We start from the raw sequence: 22,775 nt of genomic DNA, 5'->3' as shown, positions 1-22,775 counted from the left end.
CAACCGCGGGCGCAGCCCCCCGCCCCTCGGGGCGGGGTTGCCGGAGGCAACGCGGAAGGGGGTGGGGCGGAGGGGTGGCTCGCCGTCCCCGCTTTCCAGCCCGCCCCTTGGGCGGGCCGGAGCGAAGCGGAGCATACCCACAGCCCCCCTCGCGCCCCTCACAGCGCACCAGAGGGGGGCTGTGGGTATGTGGTAAGCGGGGTCGGCGTCGGGTCGCTCGGCGCGATGCGCGTCCCGTTGGGGCCTGCCCCTATGAGATAGCTGGTCCCTTGCAAGCAGGCGTCTCAAAAAAGTGGTAGGCAGGCTTTTGGGACGAATGTCTCACAGCCTTTTTTAATTGTGTGAGACAAGGGGGCTGAGATGATTGTCGGGTATGCAAGAACGAGCACGGTTGAACAGGAGGCGGGCCTTGACGCGCAGCTTCGCGACCTGGAGGCGGCTGGGTGCGAGCGGATCTTCCGTGAGCAGGTGTCGTCCGTCGATGTCGCCGCGCGCGATCAGCTTACGGCGGCGCTCGACTTCGTCAGAGAGGGCGACGCGCTGGTCGTGACGAAGCTGGATCGGCTGGCGCGGTCGGTCGCCCACCTGCTGGAGATCGTCGCCGTGTTGGGTCGGAAGAACGTCGCCTTGCGCATCCTCGGCCTTGGCATCGATACCGGCACGCCGACGGGCAAGCTGCTCCTGACGGTCATGGGGGGCATCGCCGAGTTCGAACGCTCGATCATGCTCGAACGCCAGCGCGAGGGCATCGCCAAGGCCAAGGCGGACGGGAAGTACAAGGGCCGCAAGCCGACGGCGCGGGCGAAGGCCACTGAGGTCCGCCAGTTGCACGCCGATGGCGTCGGCCCTGCCGAGATTGCCAGGCGCCTCGACATCGGGCGCGCCAGCGTGTACCGCGTGCTCGGGGAGGCAGCGCAATGAGCCTGCCGACCTGCGCCGAACTGACCGGCATGGCGCCGCGCGACATCGCGGCGACGGTCTACAACGACCTGTGCCGCCAGTACGGCGAGCGCCCCCTCGACGGCGAGTGCATGGCCGTGGCGTGGCTGGCGCGGACCGCCATCCGCGCGGCCCACAGCGACGATGCGGTGCGTGCCGTGTGGGGACGAGTGCGGGACGCCGACGGCGACACGGGGCCGCACTGGTGGCTCGTCCTCGCCGACGGGACGGTGATCGACCCGCTCGGCGAGGACTGGCGCTATCCCGCCGTCGAGTACCACCCCCGCGTGGACCCTGCCGACGATCAACTCGACCGCGCATGGGCCGAGATGGTGGAGGGGGACAAGGCCGGGCGGTTGCGGTAGGCGCGCCCCGGCAACAGCGGCCTGCGCGCTGTTCAAAAAGGGATGTCGTCCGGGTCTTCGGGGTCGTAGTCCACCGCCATGGGAGGCGGACTCGGCTCCCTTCGGGGAGGTGGTGGGGGTGTCGGCGGGGGACTCTGATCGGGTTCGACGGGGGCAGCGGGCTGGGATTCGGGGATAGCCGTTGTACCCGTAGATGTGGCGTCGGCGACCGCGTAGACGGCGCGCACGTCGGCGGCCGTCACGCCGGGGCGGCCTCGGACGTGCCAGGACTCGCGCAGCACGCCGTCGCCGAAATCGTGCCAGACCACGCGCAGGATGCCAAATCCACAACTTGTAAACAGTTTGTCCTTGTGCCGCTGGATGCGAACCGCCCGGCGGCGGGGCACCCGTTCGGCAACGCCGTACACAGGGTGCCGCCTCACGGTTTCGCCTGCTGCGTCCAAGGCGCCTAGCCAACGGCGGTACTCGCCGACGGCTCGGGTCAGCGACAGGCCGCGCGTCTGCCGCCAGAGTTCGGCAAGCTCCTCGGGGGTCCACTCGTCGTCTAATTCTTCCGCCAGTCCGGCGGCGGCATACTGCACGAGCGCCGCCGGGTGGCGGCCGAGGCGGTCGTCGTCCTCGGCTACCCACCAGTCCCAACCTGTTGGGCGGCTTTCGCCGACCCAATATCGCTCCAGGGCGGCCCACTCCGCATCGGTTCCCCCTCGGGCGACGATGTGGAAGTGAACGTATGCCCGCCCGGCACCGTCGCGCTTGACGTGGCACGCGATCAGGTCGATGGAAACACCGGGGGCGTGTCGCGCGAGGCCGTACCGCAGCCGCTCGGTCAGCCGACGGCTGGTGTCAGCATGGACCGAGCGGAACGCGGCCAGCGGGACGGAGCACACCGGGGCAGCGACGCGGATCTGCCTCACGGCGTCGATGCTGTGCTCGGCGGCGAACGCCATGTAGCGCGTGCCGTGACGGAGCTTGGAGGCAAACGCCTGGGACGGAAACATCTGGCTCCGCCGAAGTGCGCGGCCGAGCGACTCTTCGTACTCGCCGTCGCGCGATACGAGCGAGTCCTCGACCCCTTGCGGCGCGCCGTGGACCTCGGCGTCGGTGAGTCCACCCTCGACCAGCTTGGCAGAAAGGTGCTGGTCGTCCTCCCGGCGCTGTCGGGCGGCATCACGGTCGCAGTCTTCGGCGACGTGATGGCAATCAAACTTGTTGACACGATAAGGAGCGGTGAAGGTTTCGGCGAGTTGGCTATGTAGCCACGCGCTCAATCGCCCCGATGAGGGGCGCCATCTCCAGACTTGTTGACACGGACGTCAACCGGCATCATTCTTGGATCATCCAATGACTGATTTCGACCGGGGAGCGGCGCCAACCGCAATGATCCGGTCGATTTCAGTTTTTGAGGATTGGACGATTTTGTCCAGCGATTTGTATGGCCGACGGGTCAACTACCAGGGGTCGGCGCTGGGTTGAGTGCGGCTGTGGCCTGCTCCTCGAACCAAGATGCGCAAGAAGAAATCGATTCAAAAGTTTCCCGCTCAGCGCGCTGAATAATGTCCATAGCATTAGCAATGGCTTCGGCGTTCGCAGCGTCTCTTTTTTCAATAAAGAGAGTGTATGCGTCTTTCTTTTGCTCGATTGCTTTAGCTAAACCTAGACCTTTGTCTTTCGTATCTCGATCAACATCAACGAAATAATCATTCTTATTGTTGAGCGAGGCGTTTGCCACATCCACAATATTCATCTTGCGCGGGGACGGCATCGTCGATCTCCTCTTGTTTGGCCGCGACTAGGCCGCGGAAATGGTCGCATGTTGAGCCTTCGAACCGTACCGCTTATCACACTCCTCGAGATATGACATCCATTCCGACAGCACGTAGTGCTTGTCGTTCCGATACTCTAGCTCGCGCCCATAGTGCTCGGCCGTCACCTGCGGGACGTCAACGGCGCGATGAGCGAGGATGGTTGCGATTTTCGCCAACGGCACACCACGCCGGTCTGCCAGCGCGCCAAGGGCACGGCGCGTGTCGTGCGGTGCCCACCCAATTTTTGCGGCCCGGAAACAGTCGTTGATCAGCTTCGGCGCGATGTGCCCGTTTCCTTCGTCCGTCGCGCGCCGCTTACGGGTCTGCGGAAACACCCAAGCCGCGTCAGGTCCGGCAAGTTCAACAGCCGTCTGGACCGCCTTCCAAGCGCGCGGCGGAAGGGGAATCACGTGAGCCTTCTTGCCCTTCATCAACCCCTTCGGAATCCGCCACAACCCCCAGCCCGGAACGAGATCCCACTCCTCGAAATCGCGCGGTCGCGCTGAAGCTACCGTCAACCGGCGCTGGGCTGTGCAAAGCAACAGGACGCACGCCAGCCGCCCGACGGGATTCACGCCGGGGGCGCCCAGTTTGACGAACAGGTTTGCGAGTTCTTTTGGTAGGGGAGTGTAAGTGCCTTCGCCGTCATCGTCACTGCTGCTGGCGCCGCTGTTGCCCAGCCTTTCCACATTGCCGACAGGCGTCTCTTTGTCTTCGGTCGCCCACTTTACCAGCGCCCCCACGGCCTGGACGACGGCATCGCTCTGGCGGAGTTTGCCCTCCTTGATCAGCCGGTCGCGGGCGGTCTTCACGTCGGCCGGGGTGAGTTCCCGCACATGTTTCCCACCGAAGGCGTCCATTGCCGCCGGGGAGATCAGGCAACTTCTGTAGGATTTCACGGTGTCGACCCTACGGCCGATCGACAACAGGTGATCCACCCACGCGTCGAGAGCCTCTCTGTACGTCGGGCCAAGATCCACGGCGGGCGTCTGCACCACCATAGGGCGCCCGAGATCCTGCTCGCGCAGCCAGTCGCGGGGGTCCTCTCCGGCTGCAAGGCGCTTCTTCGCCTCGGTGGCGAGCGCCCGGGCCTTCTCAAGTTCCCGCTCCAATGCCTTCGCCCCGCCCCCGTCCGGCCGGGCGTCGCACAAGCGGAACGGCTGCGGATTGCCCTTGCCGCCGATCCGGCCACGCACGGCCCATACGGCCGAGGCGCGGCGCAGCCGGAGGCACAGGCCACGGACGACGGTGTCGCCGATCTCCTCGTCGGCGTCACCGCGGGCCGCCAGCGCGAGGGCGTCTCGAAGGATCTGCGGGGTGATTAGCGTCGTCGTCCGTGCCATGGCTGTGGTGTCCCATGTTGACATGCTGTGGTCACGGGCACACTACCCGGTGGGACAACGCCCGGGAACCAAAATGTTGTCCCACGGCCACGCCTGTTGGACGTTACCCCGGCAATGGGACACCAATGGGACAACACTACAGTGCGGTCGAGGCTGAATCGGAAGTGGCGGAAAACCTGACCCGCCAGCCGTCGAGGCACTGTGTAAACAATCCAACAAGTTGGATTTACTCAATAAATGGCGTTTTCCGACTCTCGCGGCTTCCGAAGTGGCGCCCCAGGCGTCACTTGGAACATTTAGGTGAGATGACTTTTAATCATGTGGCCGTGGGTTCGAATCCCACCCGGATCACCAAACCAATTCAAGGCTTTAGCCTTACCGAAGGGGTCGCGTCCGCGGCCCCTTTTCGCATCTGGGGCGCGGGTTTGGGGCACACTCCGTTGGTTGGCCGGCATGCGGGGATGCACAAAAAAGCCCCGCCGAAGCGGGGCTCTTTTCATTCTGGAACCGTGTACCGGAATGGCGACCCCAGCAGGATTCGAACCTGCGACCTGCCGCTTAGAAGGCGGCTGCTCTATCCAACTGAGCTATGGGGCCCTATCGCGGAGTGGAGCCTGAGGCCGCGGCCTCAGACGCGCGGGCGGTCGGTGCGGAAATTGTCGGCGTAGTTGCGCGGACGGACGCGGCGGACAGGTGCCGCCTGCACGCTGTAGGTCCAGCCCTCGCGCTCGGCGAAGGCGATCGCCTCCTCCTTCGTCTCGAAGGACAGGCGCACCTGATTCAGCGTGTCGCCCGAGCTGGTCCAGCCCATCAACGGCTCCGGACGGCGCGGCGTCTCGATCTCGTAATCCAGCATCCAGCGGTGAGTCTTGGCCCGGCCGGATTGCATGGCCGTCTTGCTCGGCTGATAGATCCGGACGTTCATGGCTCGCTCGTCTCCCCAAATGCCTGCGGTCGCGTCCAGGCTCTGGCGGCTTGGACGCTGGGTTGTCCTTCGGCGATGGTCGGGGCGCCCGGATTCGAACCGGGGGCCTCCAGTACCCAAAACTGGCGCGCTGACCAGACTGCGCTACGCCCCGTCGCCGCGTTGTGAGATACACGAACGCCACGCCCACGGCAAGCGGACGGCGCAGGGTTCCGCGGTCTTTCTCCATGCCGCCGCCCGCGCGGCCATTCGCTGCGGCGTTCGGTCGCCCGCCAGCCTGTCGTCAACACCATTCCGGATCCGGTTCATTGCCTTCGCTCACCCCGGCCCCCCACACCATCACCCTCTTCCTGCCCGACCTCGCCGACCGGCCCCAGCGCCGCTCGGCGGTCGATCTCGCGCACGCCATGCTGAACGCCGGCGCGGCGGTGGACCTCGTCGCGCCGATGGGCGGCGGCCCGCTGCGCGCGGCGCTCGCCCCGGCGATCGGCCAGATCGACCTCGCTAAACGGCACGCCGCCACCTCGGCCCTGGCGCTGGCGCGAATCCTGGCGGAGCGGCGGCCGGCGGTGTTAGCGGTCGCCCGCGAGGTGGCCTGGGTCGGGCGGCTGGCGCTGTGGCTGGCGCGCGGCGAGGCGCGGCTGGTGGTTCTCGACGGCGATGCGGCGGCGGACCTGTCGGCTATTCGTGCCGCAGCGCCTCGATGGGGTTGAGGCGCGCCGCCCGGCGGGCGGGATAGAGGCCGAAGAACACGCCGATCAGCCCGCTGACCACCACCGCCAGCATGACCGAGTCGATCCGGATCAGCGTCGGCCAGCCGGCAAGGGCCGCCACCCCTATGGCGGCGCCGATGCCGAGCGCAACCCCGGCGGCGGCGCCGATCAGCGACAGGGTGGTCGATTCGATCAGGAACTGCACCAGGATGTCACGCCGCCGCGCCCCGATGGCCAGCCGCAGCCCGATCTCCCGCGTGCGCTCGGTCACCGACACCAGCATGATGTTCATGATGCCGATGCCGCCGACCAGCAGCGAGACCGCCGCCACCGCCGCCAGCAGGAAGGACAGGGCGCGCGACGACGCATCGCGGGTCGCCGACACCTCCGACAGGTCGCGCATCCAGAAATCATCGTCCTGACCGGGGATGAGCCGGTGGCGCTGTCGCAGCAGGTCGCGGATCTGCGCCTGCGCCTCGGCCGTGTCGGCGCCGTCCCGCATCTTCACCACCATGGTGTGGATGAAACGCGGGTTGCTCTTGGCCATGCCCGGAATGTTGCGCTTGGCGGTGGACAGCGGCACGAAGATGACGTCGTCCTGGTCCTGCCCCTGGGTGTTCTGCCCCTTCTCCGCCAGCACCCCGACGACGGTCAGCGGGGTGGAGAAGACGCGCACCGGCTCCCCGATCGGATCGCCGCCGCCGAACAGGCTGCGCACCACCGTCTGGCCCAGCACCACCACCTTGTTGGCCTGGGTCACATCCTCGTCGGACAGGCCGCGCCCGGCCGCGACGCTCCAGTCGCGGGCATCCATGTAGTCGGGCGTGATGCCGAACAGCACCGTGCCCCAATTCTGGTTGCCGGCGACGATCTGGAGCCCCCAGCGCACCGACGGCGCGGTCACCACCACGCCGGGGATTTCCGCCAGCACCGCCAGCGCGTCCTCCTCCGTCAGCGAGGAGGCGGTGCCGGCACCCAGCTTCACCCCAGCGCGAACGATGCTACCCTGCCCCACCATGACCAGGTTGGTGCCCAGGCTGGCGATCTGGCGCAGCACCTGATCGCGCGCGCCGGCGCCGACCGCGACCATGGCGATGACGGCGGCGACGCCGATGACGATGCCCAGCATGGTCAGCGCGCTGCGCAACGGATTCGCCCGCAGCGAATGGAGAGCTGCGCGGAAGGCGTCCCAGACCGTCATGCCGCGACCTCCGGGTCCTGGCGCTGGTCGCCGATCAGCCGGCCGTCGCGGAATTGCAGGACGCGCCCGGCATGGCGCGCCACCTCCGGCTCATGCGTCACCAGCACGATGGTGATGCCGCGCCGGTTCAGCCGCTGGAACAGGCCGATGATCTCCAGGCTGGTGGCGCTGTCGAGCGCCCCCGTCGGCTCGTCGGCCAGCAGAAGCAGCGGATCATTGACCAGGGCGCGGGCGATGGCGACCCGCTGCTGCTGCCCGCCGGAAAGCTGGGTCGGCATGTGCACGGCGCGCCCGCCCAAACCCACCGCGTCGAGGGCGGCCCTCGCCCGCTCCGCCCGCAGGGCATGGCCGACGCCGGCATAGACCATCGGCAGCATCACATTGTCGAGCGCCGACTGGCGCGGCAGCAGGTTGAAGGACTGGAAGACGAAGCCGATGCTGCGGTTGCGCACCGCCGCCAGCGCGTCGGAGGACAGGCCGCTGACCTCCCGTCCGTCCAGCCGGTAACGCCCGGCGTCCGGGCGGTCCAGGCAACCCAGCAGGTTCATGAAAGTGGATTTCCCCGAACCGGACGGCCCCATCACCGCCACGAACTCGCCACGCCCGATGGTGACGCTGACATCGTCCAACGCATGGACGGTCTGCGGCCCCATGCGGTAATGGCGGGTGAGCTGTTCGACCGCGATGATGGGCGTGGCCGGCTCAGAAGCCAAGGCGCGGCCCCCGGCGGCCGTCGCGGTCGGGAGCAAGGAGGCCGGTGATCACGTCCTGCCCGGCGCGCAGATCGCCCGCCACCAGCTCGGTGAAGCTGCCGTCGCCGATGCCGAGCCGCACGGGCACGCCGACCGGCACCCCATCGCCGGGACCGGGCACCCAGACGGTGCGTGTCGCCTCGGCGGTCCGGCCTGGATCGACCAGCGCCGCGAAGCGGTCGCGCTGCGCCGGGTCGATCAGGGCGGCGATACGCTCCAGCGTCGCGGCGCGGATGGCGTTGGCCTCCACCCGGCGGCGTTCCGGGTCGCCGCCCTCGGCATCCAGCGCGGTGAAGCGGTCGCGCGCCTCGGCGACCAGGGCGGCGATGTCGCGGCGCCTGGTCTCGTCCAGCTTCAGCCCGTCCATCACCCGCCGGGCCGCCGCCTCCAACGCCGCGGCGCCCCGCCCGCCATTGGGGCCACCGGTGGTCGGCGCCGGTGCATCGACGGGTGCCTCGGCCCCCGGCGGACGGGCCCCCGGCGGACGGAAACGCAGGGCGGCGTTGGGCAGCTTCACCGCCGCCGGCCGCTCCTCCACGGTGATGCGCAGGTTCGCGGTCATGCCGGGAAGCAGCCGCAGCTCCGGATTTTCCACCGTGATGACGACGATGTAGGTGACGACGGTCTGGTCCTCCTTCGGCGCCAGCCGGACCTGGGCCACCCGGCCGATGAAGCTGTCGCCGGGGAAGGCGTTGACGGTGAAGCGCACCGGCATGCCTTCGCGCACCCGGCCGATGTCGGCCTCATCGATGTTGGCCAGAACCTCCATCTGCCGCAGATCCTGGGCGATGGTGAACAGGGTGGGTGCCGACAGGCTCGCCGCCACCGTCTGGCCGGTGCTGACCGCCCGGTTGACGACGACCCCGTCGATGGGGGAGCGGATGACGGAGCGGTTCACATCGACGCGGACCAGCTGCAAGGCCGCCTCGCGCTGGGCCACCTGGGCACGGGCGACCTCCACCTGCGCTACAGCGACGGCCAGCGATGCCTCGGCCGAAGCCTCCGCCGCTTCGGCCTGCCGTTTCTGGGCACGGGCGGCGATCACCTGGGCCTGGGCGCTGTGCGCCGCCGTTTCCGCCTTCTCCAGATCGGCGGCGGCGACCACGCCACGCCCTTGCAGGTCGCGGCGGCGGCGCAGGTCACGCTCGGCGTCGCGCTGGGCGAGATCGGCGCGGACGATCTGGGCGTCGGCATTGGCGACGCTGGCCTGGGCGTTGGCGAGATCGGCCCGCGCCTTGTCGAGCAGCGCCTGCTGCTGGATCAGCGACGCCTTGGCGGAATCGACGTCGGCGCCGGCCTGGGCCAGCCGGGCGGCCAGCTGGTCGCCGTTCAGCCGGGCGAGGATCTGGCCACTGGTGACCCGGCTGTTGAAATCGGCATACAGCTCGGCGATCTGGCCGGAAAGTTGGGAGCTGACCTCCACCGTAACCAACGCGCTCATGGTGCCGGTGGCGGTGATGGTGCTGACCAGCGGGCCCTGTTCGACCCGCGCCAGCCGGTAGGCCGGTCCCGGCTCCGCCCGCGCCAGCACGATATAGGCGGACAGAGCGGCCGCGACGCTGAACGCCACCCCGACCATGATCGCCGCCCGCCTGCCCATCGCGCCCTCCGCGCCTCTCGCCCCGCGCGATCAATCTGGGGGAGTTTATGCGAAAGTCAGGGGGGCGTGGACCGTCTTTCCGCTTACGGCTTGGCGATGTCGGGCGAGACCACGCGGTCGCCGGGACGGATGCCAAGCCGGGCCGCCATGCCGCCGTTCAGTTCCAGGATCGCCTTCACCGGCCCGTCGGAATTGACCGAGTCCAGCGATTCCGGCACCGCGCGCTCATGGATGTTCACGACATGGCCGTCGGCGGCGATGAACAGCATGTCGAGCGGGATGAGGGTGTTCTTCATCCAGAAGCTGGCCGGCTGCACCCGATCATAGACGAACAGCATTCCGGCGTCGGCCGCCATCGACTGGCGGAACATCAGCCCCTGCGCCTGCTGGCCGGGGGTGAGCGCCAGTTCGACATCGAAGCGGAACTTGCCGCCGCCCACCGTCTCGATGGTCAGCTTGGATTTCTGGAAGCTCTCCAGCGCCAGCGCCGGGACGGCGACCAGCAGCAGCAGGAGCGCCGCGACAAAGGCGCGGAAACGCCGACCGAGCATCATGACTTCCCCGAATGCGGATAAAGAGGCGCCAGTGAAGCACGGACGCCCCGTCTCAGCCAAATTAAGCCTGTTTAGGCTTTCGCCAGCCGGTCGAAGGCCTGGAGCTTGGCCAGCAGCGCCGGCATCTCCGCCAGCGGGACCATGTTGGGGCCGTCGCTGGGGGCGCAGTCCGGATTCTCGTGCGTCTCCATGAAGACGGCGGCGACGCCGACCGCGATGGCGGCGCGGGCCAGAACCGGCACGAATTCCCGCTGCCCGCCCGAGGTGGTGCCCTGCCCGCCCGGCTGCTGGACCGAATGGGTGGCGTCGAACACCACCGGGAATCCGGTCTCCGCCATGATCGGCAGGGCGCGCATGTCCGACACCAGCGTGTTGTAGCCGAAGCTGGCGCCGCGCTCGCACAGCAGCACGCGCTCGTTGCCCGAGGCGACCAGCTTGGCGGCGACATTCCTCATGTCCCACGGCGCCAGGAACTGGCCCTTCTTGACATTCACCGCGCGGCCGGTCTGGGCGGCGGCGATCAGCAGATCGGTCTGGCGGCAGAGGAAGGCCGGGATCTGCAACACGTCCACCGCCTCGGCGACCGGGACGCACTGGCTCGATTCATGCACGTCGGTGATGACCGGGCAGCCGAAGCGCTCGCGGATTTCGGCGAAGATCGGCAGAGCCCTGTCGATGCCAAGGCCGCGCGCCGTGGTGATCGAGGTGCGGTTGGCCTTGTCGAAGCTGGACTTGTAGATCAGCCCCATGCCGAGCGCCCTGGTCATCTCGACCAGCGCGGACGCGGTCTCCAGCGCGTGGTCGCGGCTTTCCATCTGGCAGGGGCCGGCGATCAGCACGAAGGGACGGTCGTTGGCGATGGTCAGGTCGCCGATCTGGACGGCGCGCGGCGTGGTCATCGGAATGCTCCAAAACAAAAAGGGGCGAGAGGGCGTCGCCCCCTCGCACCCACCCCACAGGGGCTGGGGCAAGGATCGGAAGACCCTTGCATCCCACTATTTCAGAAGCCGGTCAACGGCGCTGGCGTCAGGCCACAGGGTCATCGCATTTGGCCGAGGATGGATCTTGCGAACTCGTCGGACCATCCTGAGCGCTTTCGCTTTCGGCGGACGGAGATATCGCGACGGGCGCGGTTCAGGATGTTGAGCGCGAGCTTGCGGAGGGTGGCGAGGTTTTCCGGCCCGTGATCCTTGCGGTTGCGGGCGCGATCCTCGTCGAAGACGACGTCGAGCATCCAGTGCAACCCGTTCTCGATCGACCAATGGGCGCGGGCGGCCTCCAGATAGTCGGCCGCGCTGAGCGCGCGCGAGGCGATGTGGTAGTGCCGGGTCACGGTGGTCTTGCCGCGATGCTCGACGGTAGCCTCGATCAAGCCCAGAAAGGCCATGTCGGGCAGCAGGACCGGTTCGCTGCTGGCCGCTTTGGGACCGCGCAGCCAATCCAATTCGTGACACACCCAGGCCCGCCGGGTCTCGATCCGGCCGTGATCGGCGTCGGTGGTCGTGGCACTCGCCAGCCCGGCGCACAGTTCCGGGTCGGTGAAGTACTCCTCGACCATGGCGAGCAGGGCGGGATGGTTGCCCTTCAGCCGCAGCAGGTAGTCGCCGCCGCGCTTCCGGATGAGGCGGGCGGTCTCCTCCTGACAATGGATGGCGTCGGCGGTGACCAGATGGCCCTGGAGATCCAGGCACTCCAGCAGGGCACGGGCGGCCAGGATCTCGCTGTCGCCCTCGGCCACCCGGTAGCTGTGCTGGCCCACCACCAGCCGCGTCGCCGAGGCGAAGGCCGTCACCACCGCCAGCGGGTTGGACCGGGCCGCGTCATCGAAGGAGCGGCGTAACGTCTTGCCGTCGATGGCGATCACCCCAGCCCCGGCCGTTCCCAGCCCCTCCAGGAAACGGCCAAAGCAGGCGGCAAAGGCCACCGGGTCCAGCAGCCGGAAGATGCGCGAGAAGGTGTCGTGACTCGGCACCCCGTTCTCCAGACGCAAAAACGACCGAAACAGCCCCTCGCGATCCACCGCGAAGTCGGCAAAGTCGGCACAGCTCTCCGCCCCGCACACCGTTGCCGTCAGCGCGATCGTCAGGATCTCCAGCAGGTCGTGCCGCTTGGCGTTGCCCGTGCGTGGGTCCGGCAACGCATCGAACGCTTTCTCAAACCACGATTGCATCGGGGGCTCCAAAATCGGCGATAAAGCCCCTTACAGAATCCTTTTCTCTCACACACGCTACTCGATTTTTCCAAATGCGATTCCCCTGCGTCAGGCCAGATGCGTCCGGAAGAACTCCACCGTCAGCCGGTTGGCCTCGTCTGCGGCAGCTTGGTCGTAATGCTCGCCGCCCGGCCGGGCGAAGGCATGGTCCATGCCGGGATAGACCTTGGCGGTCACCCGGTCGTGGTCCTTCACCCCGGCGACCACGGCATCCCGCTTGTCCGGGCTGGAGAATTTGTCGTTCTCGGCGATGTGCAGCAGCAGCGGCCTGGCGATCCGGTCCGCCTCGCCCAGCAGCCCTTCCAGCCCGACGCCGTAATAGCCGACATTCGCGTCCGAGCCGGAACGTGTCGCCATCAGGAAGGCCAGCCGGCCGCCCAGGCAATAGCCGACGCTGCCGGCCTTGCCGGTGCCGCCCTCCTGCCCGCGCGCCCAGGCCAGCGCCGCCTTCAGATCCTCGATCGCCTTGTCCTGATCCAGGCCGTTCATCAGGGCGAAGGCCTGGTTCCATTCCTCTTGCGTCTTGTCGGACAGCTGCACGCCCGGCTTCTGGCGCCAGAACAGGTCCGGGCAGACCGCCAGGAAGCCCTGCGAGGCGTACCAGTCGCACAGCTCGCGCATCACCGCGTTGACGCCGAAGATCTCCTGGATCACCACCAGCCCACCGGCCGGGGCTCCCGCCGGCTTGGCGACATAGGCGGAGAACTGGCCGCCATCGGCGGCATCGATCATCACCTCGGACATGGAGTCCTCATCCTCTCAATGGCAAATCCGCCCCTGATATGGAGCGGACTTGATCCCAGTCATCCCGTCTTTCGTCAGAAACCCACGCTGACACCGACGAAACCGCCATAGTCGCGGCGCTTCTCCTCGCCCAGCCGGGCGTTGAGACCCAGCGTGCCGGTCACCGACTCCGCCAGCTTGAAGGAGGCTCCGGCCGTCAGGTCGACATAGCTGCGGTCGGGCTTCGCCACCGCCACGTCATAGGCGAGTGTCGAGATGCTGCGGTTCTCCACCGTGATGTTGCGCTGGTCATCCTTGAACTCGCGATTCAGCGTCACCTTGGCGTAGGGCAGGACGCCGCCGAAGTCATAGGAGGCCTGATAGCCGACGCTGCCGACCAGCGAGTTGCGGGTCTGCGAACGGAAGGTGAAGCCGAACAGGCTGCTGTCCTCGCTGAAGCCCTCGACCTCGACATGCTGGTAGCGCAGGCCAAGCACCGGGCCATGGGTCAGCCCACCGGTGGTGAAATCGTAACCGCCCTCGGCGCCGATGGAGGCGTTGATGCCCTCGGTGCTGCCATTGGTGGAATGGTCGGTGCCGTTGATGGTGACGCCGCGCCGCAGGTCGTAATCGGCGAAGCCGAAGGAGCCGACCGCGTTGACGAAGGCGCCGCCGAGGCGATAGACGCCGTAACCGCTCAGCACATACTCCCGCTGCTTGTAATCGCCGCCGGTGGAGAAGCTGCCGCGGTAATGCGATGCGGTGCCGGCCACGCCGAGCAGCAGATTCTCGGTGAAGCGCTTGTCGACGCCGATGCTGACCGACAGCGGGGTGCCGCGCACCTCCGCCTGTCCGCCGGCGCCGGGGTCGCCGGTGCGGTCGCTGGTCAACCGGCCGACCCCGCCGCTGATCCAGGCGCCGCTGGTGCCGGGCTTGCGGCTCCACAGGCTGCTGGCGGCCTGGGCGAGGATGGTGGCGGTCAGCCGGTCGCGGGTGTGGATCGGCGATTCGGCGAGCTGCGCCACGTTACCGGGGGCCGTCAGCGCGTTCAGCACGAAGTCGGACACCGCGCGATGCCCGGCCGTGGTCGGATGGACGCCGTCGGCGAACAGATAGCTCTGCGCCGCGTTCGGCGTCACCAGGGTGGAGGAGGTGCAGAGCAGCGAACTGCTGGTGGCGCAGGCGGTGCCGGTCACGTTGGCGAAGCCGAAGGAGGCCGGATTCGCGATCGCCGCCCGCAACAGGGAATAGGTGTCGATCGGGATGACCGAAACGCCGGCGTTCGCCAGCCCCAGCGTCACCAGCTGGTTGTAGCCGCTGACCAGCTGCGTGATCTGCGCCGCCGCGGCCGAGCCCTGTGACTGTCCGAACGGGGTGGCTCCGATATCCGGCACCGTCGGCACCAGAATGGTTCGCGCACCGGCCGCCCGCAGACGCGCCACCTGGGTCACCAGATCGCCGGCGGCTTGCGTCACCGTCGCCTGGGCGGTCGCCGGATTGTTCAGCGCGGTGAAGATATCATTGGCGCCACCCCAGACGGTGTAGAGCGCGTTCGGATCGGCCCGCCCGCCGGTGGCGGCGAGATAGCCGGAAATCTGCGTCGCGACGCTGGGCGCGAAGGCGGTCGGACCGGTCGCCGGGAAGCCGACCTGCGTGTTCACCCGCGCGCCGCCGACCGCGAAATCGCTGCCGCCCCGCGCCGCCGTGGCGGCAGAGGTGCCGAGCGCGCCGGCGAGGTTTTCCGCCCAAACCGGCCCCGGATTGGTGGTGAACTTGCCGCCCGCCGGCAGCAGCGACTGGAACGCTCCGCTGTCGGTCAGGCTGTCGCCGAAGAAGACGGTGGAGGAGTAATCCGCGGCACCGGCCGGGACCGCGCACAGCGCGGTCAGGCAGGTGGCGAGCGCGGCGATCCTGACGCGGTTCATGGTCCATCCCCGATCTGATTGTTTGATTGAACGATTTTCGGTGGATGTTTCCATAAGGATGCCTGGTGCGCAAGAGCGCATGACGTATAGGTAATATTGTTGACATGAAAAAACGCCCCGCCTTGAAGGGGCGGGGCGTTTTCCCGAAACGGATGCTCAAAGACGGAGGGGGAGATCCCCGCCGGCCGCTCAGACCAGCCGGCTCTGATCGATGGCCGCCTTGATGAAGGCGGTGAACAGCGGGTGCGGCTCGAACGGCTTGGACTTCAGCTCCGGATGGAACTGCACGCCGATGAACCAGGGATGGTCGGGGATCTCGACGATCTCCGGCAGCTCGCCATCGGGCGACAGGCCGCTGAAGCGCATGCCGCAGTTCTCCAGACGCTCCTTGTAATACACATTCACCTCGTAGCGGTGACGGTGCCGTTCGGAGATGTCGGTGGTGCCATAGACCTCGGCGACCTTGCTGCCGTCCAGCAGCTTGGCCGGATAGGCGCCGAGCCGCATGGTGCCGCCCAGATCGCCCACCTCGGCGCGACGCTCCAGCGTGTTGCCGCGCATCCACTCGGTCATCAGGCCGACGACCGGGTTGCCCGGCTTGCCCAGCTCGGTGGAGCCGGCATCCTCGATCCTCGCCATGTTGCGGGCGGCCTCGATGACCGCCATCTGCATGCCGAAGCAGATGCCGAAATAGGGCACCCTGCGTTCGCGGGCGAACTGGGCGGCGCGGATCTTGCCTTCCGTCCCACGCGAACCGAAGCCGCCCGGCACCAGGATGCCGTGGACATTCTCCAACCGCTTCACCGCCGCGTCGTCGTCCTCGAAGATCTCCGAATCGATCCAGTCGAGGTTGACCTTGACGTTGTTGGCGATGCCGCCATGGGTCAGCGCCTCGGCCAGCGACTTGTAGCTGTCGAGCAGGCTGATGTATTTGCCGACCACCGCGATGGTGACCTCGCCCTGCGGCTTGCGCACCCGGTCCATGATGCGGGTCCAGCGCGACAGGTCGGGCTCCTTGTCGGTCGGCAGGCCGAAATAGCTCAGGACCTGGGTGTCGAAGCCTTCCTCATGGTAGCTGATCGGCACCTGATAGATCGACTCGACATCGAGCGCCGCGATCACCCGCTCCGGACGGATGTTGCAGAACAGCGCGATCTTCTTGCGCTCGTTCTCCGGGATCGGGCGGTCGGCGCGGCACAGCAGGATGTTGGCCTGGATGCCGACGCTCAGCAGCTCCTTGACCGAATGCTGGGTCGGCTTGGTCTTCAGCTCGCCGGCGGTCGGGATGTAGGGCAGCAGGGTCAGATGGATGTAGAGGACATTCTCCTGGCCGACCTCGTTGCCGAACTGGCGGATCGCCTCCAGGAAGGGCAGCGATTCGATGTCGCCCACCGTGCCGCCGATCTCGATCAGGACAAAGTCCTCGTCGGTGGCGTCGGCGCGGATGAACTCCTTGATCTCGTCGGTGATGTGCGGAATGACCTGGACGGTGCCGCCCAGGTAATCGCCGCGCCGCTCCTTGGCGATCACGGTGGAGTAGATGCGGCCGGTGGTGATGTTGTCACCCTTGCGGGCCGACACGCCGGTGAAGCGCTCGTAATGGCCGAGGTCGAGGTCCGTCTCGGCCCCGTCGTCGGTCACGAAGACCTCGCCGTGCTGATAGGGGCTCATCGTGCCGGGGTCGACGTTCAGGTACGGGTCCAGCTTGCGCAGGCGCACCTTGTAGCCGCGCGTCTGGAGAAGCGCCCCAAGAGCCGCCGACGCCAGACCTTTGCCCAGCGAAGAAACGACGCCACCGGTGATGAAGATGTAGCGAGTCATGTCCGTCCGAAGAGCTTGAGAGCTGTTCCGTGTTCCCATGGGGAAAAGGTCCCCGAGGGGGGAAGAGCCGTTCCATCTCCCCATAGGGAAGATCGTTTCAATGTCCCGCGTGGGCCGGCCGCCGCGATGTCGCACCGCGGGACCGCCCCCTCAAAAGAAAGAGGCGGCTTCGGGGAGGCCGCCTCGCTGTCCGCTTCGTACCCGTGCGCTGGAAACCGTCCCGTTACTGGGACACCGGCGGCGCGGGTTGGGCGGGAGCCGCCGGCTGGGCCGGGGCCACCGGAGAGGCCGGAAGCGTGTCGATGATCGAGGCCGGCCGCGAATGGCCGCCGGCCAGGATCGCCAGCACGATGCTGGTGGCGAAGAAGCAGCCCGCCAGAATGCCGGTGGTCCGGGTCAGCAGGTTGGCCGTGCCACGGGTGCTCATCATGCCGCCCATGGTGCCGCCGCCGATGCCGAGCCCACCGCCCTCCGACCGCTGGATCAGGATCACACCGACCAGCCCGACGGCGATCAGCAGGTGAATGACCAGAATCACCGATTCCATGCGATGCTCACCCCACACCATCCCAAAAATCGAATAGCGCGCCACAGGCCGTCTCATGGGCCCGTGGCGCGCGCCCAGTGTTTGTACCGCGCCATCACGCGATATGCCAGCGCCAAAATACCCAGGCCCTATCCATTGGCGGCATGGCTGGCACCAGCTTGGCGTATCAGCGGCAGGCGGTGGCGATGGCCCAGAAATCGTCGGCCTTCAGCGAGGCACCGCCGACCAGCGCGCCATCGACATTCTCCACCGCCATCAGTTCCGCCGCGTTGCCCGGCTTGACCGAACCGCCATAGAGGATGCGGGCCTTGGCCGGGTCGGCGATCCTGCCGGTCAGCTCGGCCCGGATATGGGCGTGCATCGCCTTGACGTCGTCCGGAGTCGCGGTCTTGCCGGTACCGATGGCCCAGACCGGCTCATAGGCGATGACGGTGTTCTCCGCCGTGGCGCCGGCGGGAATCGAACCGGCGAGCTGGCCGGACACCACGGCGTTCGCCTGGCCGGCGTCGCGCTGCGCCTCGGTCTCGCCGACGCAGATGATGGCGACCAGACCTTCCTTCAGCGCGGCGGCGGCCTTGGCGTTGACGACGGCGTCACTCTCGCCATGGTCGGCGCGACGCTCCGAATGGCCGAGGATGACGAATCGGCATCCGGCGTCCTTCAGCATGGCCGGGGCGATGTCGCCGGTGTGGGCGCCGGAATTCCTCGGCGCGCAGTCCTGACCACCCAGCGCCAGCGGGCTGTCGGTGATCGCCTCCCCCACCGGAAACAGCAGCTGGAAGGGCGGGCAGACCAGCATGTCGAACGCGACCGGGCCGGCACCCTTCAGCCGCCCGGCGAGGTCGGAGGCGAGATCCAGCCCATCGGCCTTCAACCCGTTCATCTTCCAGTTTCCGGCGATCAGCTTCCGGTTCGCGGTCATGGTCGTTTCCTTCTCGTCTCGGCTTCGTATGGGAACTTGCGGAACGTTGTCGGCCTCTCGTGCTCCAAGCCCATAGCAAGCCCGCCAGGGAATTTCCACCCACCCGACCGGTCCGCCAACCCCACTCATCGGGGCGGGACATCGTGAAGCACCTTCGCCCCCCCCCCGCACACCCGCTCGGCCGAAGCGCCAAGTTGAAGATGCCCCCAATCGAAATAGGATCATTCGCGACGCACCATTCCCAAGCGGCGAGGCCTGCCCCCCCATGAAGAACTTCTCGGACCTGACGGAAAAGGAGCTGCTGGCCCTCGCCATCGCGCTGGAGGAGGAGGACAGCCGGATCTATGACGAGTTCGCCCACGGCCTCGCCGACAATTACCCCGACACCGCCCGGCTGTTCCGCGCCATGGCCTCGGAGGAGAGCGGCCACCGCCACCGGCTGCTGGAGCTGTTCCGCACGCGCTTCGGCGATCATATCCCGCTGATCCGCCGCCAGGACGTGAAGGGCTTCGTCGAACGCAAGCCGGTCTGGCTGACCCGCCCGCTGGGGCTCGACACCGTGCGCCGTCAGGCCGAGCTGATGGAGGCCGAGACCAAGCGCTTTTATGCCCGCGCCGCCCAGCGCTCGCAGGATGCCGCCATCCGCCAGCTTCTGGGCGACCTCGCCGAGGAGGAGCGGCGGCACGAGGCCAAGGCCGAGCGGCTGGAGGCGAAATATGTTTCGCCCGACGTCAAGCGGCAGGAACACGAATCGGAACGCCGCCTGTTCGTCCTGCAAATCATCCAGCCCGGCCTCGCCGGGTTGATGGACGGGTCCGTCTCCACCCTGGCGCCGCTGTTCGCCGCCGCCTTCGCCACCCAGGACAGCCACGAAACCTTCCTGGTCGGCTTGGCCGCCTCCATCGGCGCCGGCATCTCCATGGGCTTCGCCGAGGCGCTGTCCGACAACGGGTCGCTGACCGGACGCGGCAGCCCGTGGCTGCGCGGCGTGGTATGCGGCGCCATGACCACGCTGGGCGGGTTGGGGCACGCCCTGCCCTATCTGATTCCGCATTTCTGGACGGCCACCGCCATCGCCGTCGCCGTCGTGGTCGTCGAGCTGGCGATCATCGCCTGGATCCGCAACCGCTACATGGACACGCCGCTGCTGTCGGCCGCCTTCCAGGTGGTGGTCGGCGGATTGCTGGTTTTCGCCACCGGGATCCTGATCGGCAGCGCCTGATGCGGTCCGGGAAAAGCCGTTTGCCGGAACGAGCTTGTCCTTGTAACCGGGCGCACGATTGTTTATGTCTGTGTTGCTGTCCTAATTAGAACAAAACGAACCAATCGCGTCGCCATGGCTGATCTGAAAGCGGGTGTGAACCAGCTCTTTCTCCGCGAGGAGGAACTCCGCACCGGAATGGAGCTGCTGTTCTACGCCTATCGCGAATTCACCGCCGAACCGGACGAAATTCTGGCGGAGATCGGCTTCGGCCGCGCGCATCATCGCGTGATCTATTTCGTCGGCCGCTATCCGAAGATCACCGTGTCGGAATTGCTGGCGATCCTGAAGATCACCAAGCAGAGCCTGTCGCGCGTTCTGGGCGAGCTGGTGCGCCAGGGCTTCATCGATCAGCAGACCGGCGCCCGCGACCGGCGGCAGCGCCTGCTGGAGTTGACCGAGAAGGGCGTCGAACTGGAACGCCAACTGTCGGAAACCCAGCGCCAGCGCATCGCGCGGGCCTATCGCATGGCCGGCGCCGAGGCGGTGGAGGGGTTCCGCAAGGTGATGATGGGCATGCTGGACGAGGGGGACCGGGCGAAATTCGCACCGCCCGTTCCCCCCGCCCGTCTTGCCGTGAAACGCTGAATTCCCGATCAGCTGGCCTTGGCCCCGGCCGCCGCCGGGGTGGCTGGAGCGCTGTTGGCTGTCGTGTCCGCCGGCTTCTCCGCGGCCGCCTTGACGTCGTTGGGATTGCGGCGGCGGAAGCCGCCCTTGCGATACACCACGTTCTCTGAAGCGCCCGGTGGGCATTGGACGATGTTCCCGCCCTTCGCCAGGAAGGCGCGGGTCATTTCGGCGAGGTCTTGGGCGTCCAGGTCCCTGGGGTCGTTGGACCTGTGGTCATAGGCCATCGTGATCGCTCCTCGTGTCTCTCGGCCCTCAGCGGAGGGCATGAAGAGACTAACACGAAACGCGACCGATTCGGCCAAGCGCTTACACGACTGCGCGGCCCGCCTATCCAAGATATGTTCCGCATGGCGGCTATAGGTCGATTGCGGGGAGCCGCGCTATAGTCCGGCCATGACCGAAGATCAGCCCCACATCCTGGTCGTCGACGACGACACCCGCCTGCGCGAGCTTCTGCGCAAATATCTCGCCAGCAACGGCTTTCTGGTCAGCACGGCCCGCGACGCCGCCGACGCTCGGGCGCAGCTCGGCGGGCTGGCCTTCGACCTTCTGGTGCTCGACATCATGATGCCGGGCGAATCGGGGCTGTCGCTGACCGAATCGCTGCGGCGCGAGCGCGACCTGCCGATCCTGCTGCTGACCGCCCGCGACGAGCCGGACGACCGCATCGCCGGGCTGGAGGCCGGGGCCGACGACTATCTCGCCAAGCCGTTCAACCCTCGGGAACTGCTGCTGCGCATCAACTCGATCCTGCGCCGGCAGGCGGCCCGCCCGCCCGAACCGGCCGCGGCGCCGGCCGTTCCGGTGCGGCTCGGCCCCCTCACCTATCTGCCCGACCGCGACGAGCTCCGCCAGGGCGACGAGGTGATCCGCCTGACAACGGCGGAGGCCAGCCTGCTGCGCATCCTCGCCGCCTCCCCCGGCATGACCTTCACCCGCGAGGAGCTGACGGAGCGCAGCAAGGTCGCCGGCAACGCCCGCACCGTCGATGTCCAGGTCACCCGCCTGCGCCGCAAGATCGAGGCCGACCCGCGTGAGCCGCGCTACCTCCACACCGTGCGTGGCGAGGGCTATGTGCTGAGGCCCGATCCATGACCGCGGCCGGCGGCGGACGGACGGAAGCCGACGATGCCGCCGCCGGCCGCGCGGCGGCGCGGCGGGCGGAGCGGCGGCGGCGCCCCCCCGCCCTGAAGCGCTTCCTGCCGCGAACCCTGTTCGGCCGGTCGTTGCTGATCATCGTCACCCCGGTGATCCTGGCCCAGGCTGTGGCGACCTGGATCTTCTACGACCGCCATTGGGACACGGTGACCAACCGGCTGGCCTATGCGGTCGCCGGCGACATCGCCACCGTGATCGCCATGCTGGAGCGCGATCCGTCGCGGGAGGGCCGCGATTGGACCTTGGCCACCGCCGCCCGCACCACCGACCTGATCGTGACGCTGGAGCCGGACCAGACCCTGCCGGACACGCGCCGCCAGTTGAGCGGCCTGCTGGAGCGTACCTTGGGCAAGGCGCTGGACGACCGGGTGGCCCGCCCCTTCACCATCAACACCCGGGTCGCCCATGAATGGTACGAGATCCGGGTGCAGATGGCCGACGGGGTGCTGTCGGTGATGTCGCCGGAACGCCGCCTGTTCACGCCGACCAGCTACATCTTCATCCTGTGGATGGTCGGATCGGCCATCGTGCTGTTCGCCGTCGCCATCCTGTTCATGCGCAACCAGATCCGCCCGATCAAGCGGCTGGCGGTCGCCGCCGACGCGCTCGGCAAGGGCCGCGACGTCTCCAACTTCAAGATGGAGGGGGCGACGGAGGTTCGCCAGGCGGCCTCCGCCTTCCTGCTGATGCGCGAGCGCATCCAACGCCAGATCACCCAGCGCACCGAGATGCTGGCCGGCGTCAGCCATGATCTGCGCACGCCGCTGACCCGGATGAAGCTGGCGCTCGACATGATCGGGGATCCCGACCTCGATCCGGAGGTCGAGGAGCTGAAGGCCGATGTCACCGAGATGGAGGAGATGATCGAGGGCTATCTCGCCTTCGCCCGCGGCGAGGGGACGGAGGCGGTGCAGCCGACCGACCTGACCCGCCTGCTGAACGAGGTCGCCGCCGGCGCCCGGCGCGACGGGACGGAGGTGACGCTGACGGCGCCGGAGGGGCTGGTCCTGCCGCTGCGCCCCAACGCGATGCGCCGTTGCGTCGCCAACCTGCTGGTCAACGCCGGCCGCCATGCCGGCACCGCCTGGGTCAAGGCCGAACACCGTGAAGGCATCATCGAGATCACGGTGGACGACGACGGTCCCGGCATCCCGGCCTATCTGCGCGACGACGTGTTCAAACCCTTCTTCCGCATCGACAGCAGCCGCAATCTCGACACCGGAGGTTCCGGTCTCGGCCTGACCATCGCGCGCGATGTGGCGCGCAGCCACGGCGGCGATATCACGTTGGACGACAGCCCCTATGGCGGCCTGCGCGCGGTGATCCGGCTGCCGGAATAACCGAAAAGGCCCGCCTCCGGCCAGGCGGGCCTTTTCATG

General features: G+C 67.7%; 23 protein-coding genes and 3 tRNA genes. 8 read left to right on the top strand and 18 right to left on the bottom strand.

All coding sequences use genetic code 11. The annotated features are described in order from the left end of the window. Positions 1-360: 360 nt before the first annotated feature. Complete coding sequence (locus AZL_RS07320) at positions 361-921, top strand: recombinase family protein (protein WP_012974001.1); 561 nt, start codon at positions 361-363, stop codon at positions 919-921. Then, the gene (locus AZL_RS07315; RefSeq protein WP_012974000.1) at positions 918-1,304 is read left to right on the top strand and encodes a hypothetical protein; all 387 of its coding nucleotides are present in this window, start codon (positions 918-920) and stop codon (positions 1,302-1,304) included. Before AZL_RS07320 ends, AZL_RS07315 begins: the two co-directional genes overlap by 4 nt. 32 nt (positions 1,305-1,336) lie before the next feature. Here the strand turns inward: AZL_RS07315 and AZL_RS07310 are convergent, their stop codons facing one another. The 3 genes from AZL_RS07310 to AZL_RS07305 form a co-directional block, all read right to left on the bottom strand. Next, entirely contained in the window at positions 1,337-2,572 is a 1,236-nt protein-coding gene (locus AZL_RS07310; protein WP_042442744.1) for a hypothetical protein, read from the bottom strand. 176 nt (positions 2,573-2,748) lie between these two features. After that, on the bottom strand, positions 2,749-3,066 hold the full coding sequence (locus AZL_RS35360) for a hypothetical protein (protein WP_148219245.1): 318 nt from the start codon (positions 3,064-3,066) through the stop codon (positions 2,749-2,751). Positions 3,067-3,093: 27 nt separating this feature from the next. Then, a complete protein-coding gene (locus tag AZL_RS07305) occupies positions 3,094-4,452 on the bottom strand; it encodes a tyrosine-type recombinase/integrase (RefSeq protein ID WP_042442742.1) in 1,359 nt (452 codons plus the stop codon). Between the two features lie 280 nt (positions 4,453-4,732). Here AZL_RS07305 and AZL_RS35355 point away from each other — a divergent pair. Continuing rightward, positions 4,733-4,806, top strand: a tRNA-Lys gene (locus AZL_RS35355). A 166-nt stretch (positions 4,807-4,972) separates the two neighbouring features. Here AZL_RS35355 and AZL_RS07300 read toward each other — a convergent pair. The 3 genes from AZL_RS07300 to AZL_RS07290 form a co-directional block, all read right to left on the bottom strand. Further along, positions 4,973-5,049, bottom strand: a tRNA-Arg gene (locus tag AZL_RS07300). A 31-nt stretch (positions 5,050-5,080) separates the two neighbouring features. Beyond that, complete coding sequence (locus tag AZL_RS07295) at positions 5,081-5,377, bottom strand: ETC complex I subunit (protein WP_012973997.1); 297 nt, start codon at positions 5,375-5,377, stop codon at positions 5,081-5,083. A 76-nt stretch (positions 5,378-5,453) separates the two neighbouring features. After that, a tRNA-Pro gene (locus AZL_RS07290) sits at positions 5,454-5,531 on the bottom strand. Positions 5,532-5,685: 154 nt separating this feature from the next. On the opposite strand from AZL_RS07290, the gene AZL_RS07285 reads away from it, so the two are divergent. Next, positions 5,686-6,090 (top strand): hypothetical protein, encoded by a 405-nt coding sequence (locus AZL_RS07285; protein WP_148219244.1) that lies wholly within the window; start codon positions 5,686-5,688, stop codon positions 6,088-6,090. Here the strand turns inward: AZL_RS07285 and AZL_RS07280 are convergent. The 11 genes from AZL_RS07280 to tpiA all read right to left on the bottom strand — a co-directional run bounded on the left by AZL_RS07280 (position 6,059) and on the right by tpiA (position 18,347). After that, a complete protein-coding gene (locus AZL_RS07280) occupies positions 6,059-7,291 on the bottom strand; it encodes an ABC transporter permease (RefSeq protein ID WP_012973995.1) in 1,233 nt (410 codons plus the stop codon). The genes AZL_RS07285 and AZL_RS07280 overlap by 32 nt on opposite strands. Next, on the bottom strand, positions 7,288-8,004 hold the full coding sequence (locus AZL_RS07275; RefSeq protein WP_305729353.1) for an ABC transporter ATP-binding protein: 717 nt from the start codon (positions 8,002-8,004) through the stop codon (positions 7,288-7,290). The genes AZL_RS07280 and AZL_RS07275 overlap by 4 nt, the downstream gene beginning before the upstream one ends. Then, positions 7,994-9,643: an efflux RND transporter periplasmic adaptor subunit gene (locus AZL_RS07270; RefSeq protein WP_012973993.1), complete on the bottom strand. Its 1,650-nt coding sequence runs from the start codon at positions 9,641-9,643 to the stop codon at positions 7,994-7,996. The genes AZL_RS07275 and AZL_RS07270 overlap by 11 nt, the downstream gene beginning before the upstream one ends. Positions 9,644-9,726: 83 nt before the next feature. Beyond that, on the bottom strand, positions 9,727-10,197 hold the full coding sequence (locus AZL_RS07265) for a DUF192 domain-containing protein (RefSeq protein ID WP_042442740.1): 471 nt from the start codon (positions 10,195-10,197) through the stop codon (positions 9,727-9,729). Between the two features lie 71 nt (positions 10,198-10,268). Further along, a complete protein-coding gene (gene kdsA, locus AZL_RS07260; protein WP_012973991.1) occupies positions 10,269-11,096 on the bottom strand; it encodes a 3-deoxy-8-phosphooctulonate synthase in 828 nt (275 codons plus the stop codon). A gap of 140 nt (positions 11,097-11,236) precedes the next feature. Continuing rightward, positions 11,237-12,367 carry an ISAs1-like element ISAzs11 family transposase gene (locus tag AZL_RS07255; protein WP_012973990.1) on the bottom strand — a complete coding sequence of 377 codons (1,131 nt, stop codon included), beginning with the start codon at positions 12,365-12,367 and terminating at the stop codon, positions 11,237-11,239. A 90-nt stretch (positions 12,368-12,457) separates the two neighbouring features. Continuing rightward, a complete protein-coding gene (locus AZL_RS07250; protein WP_012973989.1) occupies positions 12,458-13,153 on the bottom strand; it encodes a dienelactone hydrolase family protein in 696 nt (231 codons plus the stop codon). Between the two features lie 74 nt (positions 13,154-13,227). Then, positions 13,228-15,057: an autotransporter domain-containing protein gene (locus tag AZL_RS07245; RefSeq protein ID WP_042442736.1), complete on the bottom strand. Its 1,830-nt coding sequence runs from the start codon at positions 15,055-15,057 to the stop codon at positions 13,228-13,230. A gap of 189 nt (positions 15,058-15,246) precedes the next feature. Beyond that, the gene (locus AZL_RS07240; RefSeq protein WP_012973987.1) at positions 15,247-16,878 is read right to left on the bottom strand and encodes a CTP synthase; all 1,632 of its coding nucleotides are present in this window, start codon (positions 16,876-16,878) and stop codon (positions 15,247-15,249) included. A gap of 223 nt (positions 16,879-17,101) precedes the next feature. After that, positions 17,102-17,425 carry a preprotein translocase subunit SecG gene (gene secG, locus AZL_RS07235; protein WP_012973986.1) on the bottom strand — a complete coding sequence of 108 codons (324 nt, stop codon included), beginning with the start codon at positions 17,423-17,425 and terminating at the stop codon, positions 17,102-17,104. Positions 17,426-17,591: 166 nt separating this feature from the next. Next, on the bottom strand, positions 17,592-18,347 hold the full coding sequence (tpiA, locus tag AZL_RS07230; RefSeq protein ID WP_012973985.1) for a triose-phosphate isomerase: 756 nt from the start codon (positions 18,345-18,347) through the stop codon (positions 17,592-17,594). Between the two features lie 265 nt (positions 18,348-18,612). Between tpiA and mbfA the strand changes: the two genes are divergently transcribed. After that, the gene (mbfA, locus tag AZL_RS07225; RefSeq protein WP_012973984.1) at positions 18,613-19,569 is read left to right on the top strand and encodes an iron exporter MbfA; all 957 of its coding nucleotides are present in this window, start codon (positions 18,613-18,615) and stop codon (positions 19,567-19,569) included. 114 nt (positions 19,570-19,683) lie between these two features. Further along, the gene (locus AZL_RS07220) at positions 19,684-20,196 is read left to right on the top strand and encodes a MarR family winged helix-turn-helix transcriptional regulator (protein WP_012973983.1); all 513 of its coding nucleotides are present in this window, start codon (positions 19,684-19,686) and stop codon (positions 20,194-20,196) included. Between the two features lie 8 nt (positions 20,197-20,204). Here the strand turns inward: AZL_RS07220 and AZL_RS07215 are convergent, their stop codons facing one another. After that, positions 20,205-20,462, bottom strand: a complete 258-nt coding sequence (locus AZL_RS07215; protein WP_128083368.1) for a hypothetical protein — start codon at positions 20,460-20,462, stop codon at positions 20,205-20,207. Between the two features lie 169 nt (positions 20,463-20,631). On the opposite strand from AZL_RS07215, the gene AZL_RS07210 reads away from it, so the two are divergent. Together AZL_RS07210 and AZL_RS07205 are read left to right on the top strand one after the other, a co-directional pair. After that, complete coding sequence (locus AZL_RS07210) at positions 20,632-21,333, top strand: response regulator (RefSeq protein ID WP_012973981.1); 702 nt, start codon at positions 20,632-20,634, stop codon at positions 21,331-21,333. Further along, positions 21,330-22,736: an ATP-binding protein gene (locus AZL_RS07205; RefSeq protein ID WP_012973980.1), complete on the top strand. Its 1,407-nt coding sequence runs from the start codon at positions 21,330-21,332 to the stop codon at positions 22,734-22,736. Before AZL_RS07210 ends, AZL_RS07205 begins: the two co-directional genes overlap by 4 nt. Positions 22,737-22,775: the final 39 nt, after the last annotated feature.

This window comes from Azospirillum sp. B510, assembly GCF_000010725.1.
Taxonomy (GTDB): Bacteria; Pseudomonadota; Alphaproteobacteria; order Azospirillales; family Azospirillaceae; genus Azospirillum; species Azospirillum lipoferum_B.
Note: the sequence above shows the minus strand (reverse complement) of the source record. Positions and strands in the feature narration are given on the sequence as shown.

Coding starts and splice junctions, on each gene's coding strand:
- AZL_RS07320 (WP_012974001.1), top strand. CDS start 361: ATGATTGTCGGGTATGCAAGAACGAGCACGGTTGAACAGGAGGCGGGC.
- AZL_RS07315 (WP_012974000.1), top strand. CDS start 918: ATGAGCCTGCCGACCTGCGCCGAACTGACCGGCATGGCGCCGCGCGAC.
- AZL_RS35360 (WP_148219245.1), bottom strand. CDS start 3,066: ATGCCGTCCCCGCGCAAGATGAATATTGTGGATGTGGCAAACGCCTCG.
- AZL_RS07305 (WP_042442742.1), bottom strand. CDS start 4,452: ATGGCACGGACGACGACGCTAATCACCCCGCAGATCCTTCGAGACGCC.
- AZL_RS07295 (WP_012973997.1), bottom strand. CDS start 5,377: ATGAACGTCCGGATCTATCAGCCGAGCAAGACGGCCATGCAATCCGGC.
- AZL_RS07280 (WP_012973995.1), bottom strand. CDS start 7,291: ATGACGGTCTGGGACGCCTTCCGCGCAGCTCTCCATTCGCTGCGGGCG.
- AZL_RS07270 (WP_012973993.1), bottom strand. CDS start 9,643: ATGGGCAGGCGGGCGGCGATCATGGTCGGGGTGGCGTTCAGCGTCGCG.
- AZL_RS07265 (WP_042442740.1), bottom strand. CDS start 10,197: ATGATGCTCGGTCGGCGTTTCCGCGCCTTTGTCGCGGCGCTCCTGCTG.
- kdsA (WP_012973991.1), bottom strand. CDS start 11,096: ATGACCACGCCGCGCGCCGTCCAGATCGGCGACCTGACCATCGCCAAC.
- AZL_RS07255 (WP_012973990.1), bottom strand. CDS start 12,367: ATGCAATCGTGGTTTGAGAAAGCGTTCGATGCGTTGCCGGACCCACGC.
- AZL_RS07250 (WP_012973989.1), bottom strand. CDS start 13,153: ATGTCCGAGGTGATGATCGATGCCGCCGATGGCGGCCAGTTCTCCGCC.
- AZL_RS07245 (WP_042442736.1), bottom strand. CDS start 15,057: ATGAACCGCGTCAGGATCGCCGCGCTCGCCACCTGCCTGACCGCGCTG.
- AZL_RS07240 (WP_012973987.1), bottom strand. CDS start 16,878: ATGACTCGCTACATCTTCATCACCGGTGGCGTCGTTTCTTCGCTGGGC.
- secG (WP_012973986.1), bottom strand. CDS start 17,425: ATGGAATCGGTGATTCTGGTCATTCACCTGCTGATCGCCGTCGGGCTG.
- tpiA (WP_012973985.1), bottom strand. CDS start 18,347: ATGACCGCGAACCGGAAGCTGATCGCCGGAAACTGGAAGATGAACGGG.
- mbfA (WP_012973984.1), top strand. CDS start 18,613: ATGAAGAACTTCTCGGACCTGACGGAAAAGGAGCTGCTGGCCCTCGCC.
- AZL_RS07220 (WP_012973983.1), top strand. CDS start 19,684: ATGGCTGATCTGAAAGCGGGTGTGAACCAGCTCTTTCTCCGCGAGGAG.
- AZL_RS07215 (WP_128083368.1), bottom strand. CDS start 20,462: ATGGCCTATGACCACAGGTCCAACGACCCCAGGGACCTGGACGCCCAA.
- AZL_RS07210 (WP_012973981.1), top strand. CDS start 20,632: ATGACCGAAGATCAGCCCCACATCCTGGTCGTCGACGACGACACCCGC.
- AZL_RS07205 (WP_012973980.1), top strand. CDS start 21,330: ATGACCGCGGCCGGCGGCGGACGGACGGAAGCCGACGATGCCGCCGCC.